Origin of the sequence: Endozoicomonas sp. ONNA2, from assembly GCF_024606365.1 — a bacterium.
Lineage (GTDB): Bacteria > Pseudomonadota > Gammaproteobacteria > Pseudomonadales > Endozoicomonadaceae > Endozoicomonas.
Genome location: NZ_JAHHPO010000064.1, coordinates 1 through 4,592, shown reverse-complemented (window position 1 = coordinate 4,592; position 4,592 = coordinate 1). Strand labels below are relative to the sequence as shown.

The 4,592-nt window shown below is 49.8% G+C and carries 2 protein-coding genes; one reads left to right on the top strand and one right to left on the bottom strand.

Going from position 1 to position 4,592, the window contains the following annotated elements; genetic code table 11:
- Nucleotides 1-144 precede the first annotated feature (144 nt).
- The gene (locus KDK14_RS00935; protein WP_257263138.1) at nucleotides 145-1,902 is read right to left on the bottom strand and encodes an ankyrin repeat domain-containing protein; all 1,758 of its coding nucleotides are present in this window, start codon (nucleotides 1,900-1,902) and stop codon (nucleotides 145-147) included.
- A 473-nt stretch (nucleotides 1,903-2,375) separates the two neighbouring features.
- On the opposite strand from KDK14_RS00935, the gene KDK14_RS00930 reads away from it, so the two are divergent.
- The gene (locus tag KDK14_RS00930) at nucleotides 2,376-4,253 is read left to right on the top strand and encodes a hypothetical protein (RefSeq protein WP_257263137.1); all 1,878 of its coding nucleotides are present in this window, start codon (nucleotides 2,376-2,378) and stop codon (nucleotides 4,251-4,253) included.
- Nucleotides 4,254-4,592: the final 339 nt, after the last annotated feature.

The following is a 4,592-nucleotide window of genomic DNA, read 5'->3' as shown; positions in this document are numbered from 1 at the left end:
CTCGCAATCCTCGCTACGGGGACGCCCGGTCGGGCGCTATTCTCGGACAGCCTCCCGGGAGGCAGTTGCCGCGCAGGGCAGTCTATTCTCAGGCAATCGCCTGGCTCCGACGATTGCCAGGAAAATATACCGGGAGCAGTTAAACTACCAAGGGAAATATAGCCGCTGCTGATGAATAAGTTCTTTCATCAGAGGCTCATAGAGATACTCTTCCAGCGTCTTGGGCAAATCCAGCTCCGTCACCGATTTCGACAACGGTTTACCGGTATTTTGCCGGTGTTGAACCAGGCGTGAGCGGATAGAGGTCCGGGCGCAGGACTTAAGTGACTGGGGCTGAAAATTACCCGGTCTGTCATCCCGATCGATGCTGTCAAATCTGCCAGTCGCTAACAACAGGGCTTTCATGTTGTCAATTCTGGCTATGGCCAAATTCAACGGTGTACTTCTATGCCAATCTTGCGCCCTACAGTTGGCACCCTCAGCTACCAACAATTGTACTTTCTTGCCCGAAACCTTGCCCGAAAAACTTATTGCTGCTTCATGCAGCGGGGTACGTTGGGTAATACCCTCCCTGGCTTCCAGGTTGGCCCCCTCCGACAGAAGCAACCCCATATACCGCAAATCGCACCGCCAGTTGCTAGCCGCATGGTGCAATGGGGTCTGTTGAAATTGATCAGCAGCCTCAATATTGGCACCTGCCTCCAGAAACGCCTTGGTCACCTCCAGATTGCCAGTGTTAAGGATCGCACACATGAGTGGGGTTTCTTGTTCATCATTCCTGGCCTCAATATCGGCTCCCCGGGCCAGCAGCTCTCTCACAATCGCCCCGCTCCGGGCCCCATGCAAAGGAGTCCGGCCGGTATCACTCCGGGCATTAACACAAGCACCTGCGGCCAGAAGCGCATTTAACGCCTCCGGATTGTCGGCAAGATAAGCTGCACAAAACAGTGGAGTTTCTCCGGTACCATCCCTGGCCTCAATATCGGCTCCCCGGACCAGCAGCTCGTTCACTACCTCTTCGCTGTGGGCATTATGCAACGGAGTTCGACCCAAACAATTGCGGGCATGAACGTTGGCACCTGCAACCAGCAGCGCCTTGACAGCCTTGGGGCTGGCCATTTCGGAAACCACAGAAATCAGTGGCGTTCCTTTATCATCTCCCTTGGCCTCAATATCAGCGCCACGCTCCAGCAGCGCTTGCACTGCCTCTTTGGTGCGAGCACGATGCAGCGGAGTTCTGCGAAAAAGATCGCGGGCACGAATATTGGCACCTGCTGCCAGAAGAACGTTGAAAACTTCCAGGTTTTCTGATCCTGCCGCAATGGACAACGGGGTTCTGCCACTCACTTGCCAGGCCTCAATATCGGCCCCTTTGGCCAGAAGCTCTTCCGCCACCTCCCGACTACGGGCAATATGCAGTGACGCCTGTTCATGATAATCGTCGCGGGCGTTAGCGTTGGCACCTTCAGCCAGAAGCGCCTTGACAGCCTCAAGGCAGTCTATAGTCGTCGCATATATCAGTGGCGTTGCCTGAAACCTGTCCCCGGCCTCAATATCGGCTCCCCTGGCCAGCAGCGCTTTCACAATCTCCTGGCTACGGGCCTCATGCAATGGCGTCAGATCATCACAATCACGGGCATGAACACTGGCACCTGCATCCAGAAGAAAGTTGACAATGTCCGGATTATTCGACATTACCGCCCGAAACAGCGGAGTTTTGCCAGCCTGGTCCCGGGACTCAATATCAGCCCCCTGTTCCAGCAAAGCCTTTGCCGATGCCAAATTTCCCTGGCTGGCTGCATCCAGCAAATCAAAACCACTGCCGTTTAATCTTTCAGTAACTTTCAGCGCTTCCGGTGTTTGCTTACCACCTGGTTCAGAACTGCTTGATGGGGTATTCATCACTAGCTCCAACTATTTGTCAAAAAGAAGATGCCGGGAGAAGTTTAATAACCGAGAGAATAGAGCTGCTGAATATAGATCAATTTTCCAATCGGGGGGGGATAATGTCAGGGTTTCAGCGTCAGACCCAGTACCTGCAGCAAATCAGACAACAGATGTCCTTTTTCCGGTGTTCATTCAGGCGGTGCCAAGTATCCTCGGCATGGGTCGCAAGAAGCCCCACCATAGCCGCCTGGCGGTGGGGAGGCCATCCGCTTGGTGGTGGGAAGTTTGTCACGATGGAAACAACGAGTAAATCGCCAGCGATTAATTACTACTGAATTTATTTTTCTTTTGGTTTTTCTTAGGGTGCAATGAACGATTCGTCACTTTTTTTGTCTTAATTCAATACTCGTTTGCTGGTTCTGGTCATTTGACTTCAATTGCCCTTGCAGAGCAAGGCGACGTTTAAACATTATCAGAGGAACTGAAAGATGCTCAATTTAACCAATAATCAACTGCCTTCCCAACTTGATAAGCCCGGCGGTTTCGAACAAAAAAAGGATGCAACCGCTAAAGATCCTGAGTTTACTTTTAACGCAAAGCCGGTCACTCTTGCCGAAGCTAACCCCTCAGCCCCGGAGTCGGCATCAACCGTAATATATATGTCGATATTAGAGAGGAGTGTAAAATCCGCTTGTGAATCTGCCTCATTACCCGGGCCACACCTTGATGATCCTGTTTCCTGGTCGCAGTTGCCGTCGCAAATCAAACAGGAATTAACACCCTGTCATCAGCTTCTGTTTGCTATATATCTGGGCTTACCGATAGCGGAAATCAATAAAAAAAATGTACGACACAACCATGAGCACTCAACAAAAAAATTTGATTATTTATCCTGGTATTCACAGCAGCATGGACTCGCCCGGGAAAAACTTACCATCCCCCATGGTAAATTGCTGACCATGCTGGGGGGGATCTCAAGGCCTGATCTGGTTGCACGACACTGTGACACCTTTGGTCTTGCCGTTGATCAAAAACAGTTCTGCAGTGAATGGCCTGCCGGTGTCCGGGCTGTTGATACCCATACTGCATTGAATCATGAACTGGATTTTTTCAAGTTGCAGAAAATCTTTATTGATGATGATTACCTCCGCTCTGTCCCGACCGCAACCGTGGCCTATTGTGCTGGATACCCGAAACTGATGAAGGATCAGGATTTGCAGCAACGCTCCATTATAGTTGACAAGTGTCTGTCAACCCCCTTGCTGCTGAAAAAAATTCTGGATACCAAAGAGGGGCGTATGACCGTAAATGAGCTGGTAAAAATATTGAGCAAGCCTGAAATTATGGCCATCAATACTGCAGGCCAGTTAATTGAATCCCTGAAAGGGTTTCCACCTCGCTTTAATCTTTCTGAACAACACAAGAGGAGTTTGAAAAATCAGATTCACCATTATGCCTATGATCTTGGAGCCATAGGAATGGATGCTGAATCCTTCGGTCGTGCACTTGGGTTACCGCTGCACATAATCCAGAAAATTCTCTATAGAATTTGTAAAAACGAACACGGCTACCTGTATATCACAAAATTACTGCATGCAGCATTCCGTTGTCTGCCCCAACTTACTTCGGAACATGTTGCCTATGCTTCGTCGCAAGCTGCCAGGTCCAGCAACTGTGTTGAGAGATTTGAGGAGTTGATCGCTGGAAAAAGAAAACGTTATCCCTGGTTTTGCGTCTCCAGTCCTGAACAGCCTCCCGTTCTCAAACCGCTCGTCTGGCAGGCTGTGCACAATGGTGGCAGAGGCCGGGAGATGGCCGGTTCGAAACCGCTGACGCTGGATTTTTTGAGTCGTTTGCCATTGAGCCACAACTGGTTTTTGATTGGTCTTGCCATGGGATTGTCACAGGATGAGCTAACTGATATTGGCAACAAGACCAAAGTAAACTTCAGGGTATCGGCAAATGAACTCAGTATTGCAGCTTCTGAGTTGTCCAGGATACTGGTTCAATCCAAACGAGGGTTGGAAACCGGACATCTCTATCAGGCACTGGAATATTTGGATGATCAAGCGACACTGGCTTACTTTCCTGAGCATCTGTCAGTCCATCCTGACAAACCATTACCAGAGCACACCGCTGAATCCATTGAAAGTGGAAGGTCACTCGTACAGGTTTTGCGCACTTTCAAGACAGAGGAGCTGGAACGTTTTCTGAAGTTGTTCGGTAGTTATGAGGAAATGAAATACCAGCTGCCCAGGGAGTACAGGGTATGGCGTGGTTGGAAAGAAGGTAAACATTACGAACCCGGTGCACCCTATGTACCCTGGTCTACAAGAAATAAGGCGACAGGTAAAAAGCTGGGCTAAGGTCTTTAATTATGAATGACAATTGACGTTTATGCGGGTAAGAAAAGATATTTGCACAATGAAAGTTCTGGCTCTGAAATCCTTCACCCCCGCTTCGGGACTTTAAGGATGGAACCACAAAGGTCACGAAGAGCACAAAGAAGAGAATCTCTTTTCCTTCGTGCTCTTCGTGTCCTTCGTGGTTCCAACCAAAAATAAAGGGGTAAGCTTAATTTCCAGCTTGAGAACTCCGGTATGGCTCATGCAGTGGTCACCCGGTATATATGGCGAACCAGAACAAGCTGTCCAGGAGGCTGTCCGAGAATAGACTGCCCTGCGCGGCAACTGCTCCTGCGTTGC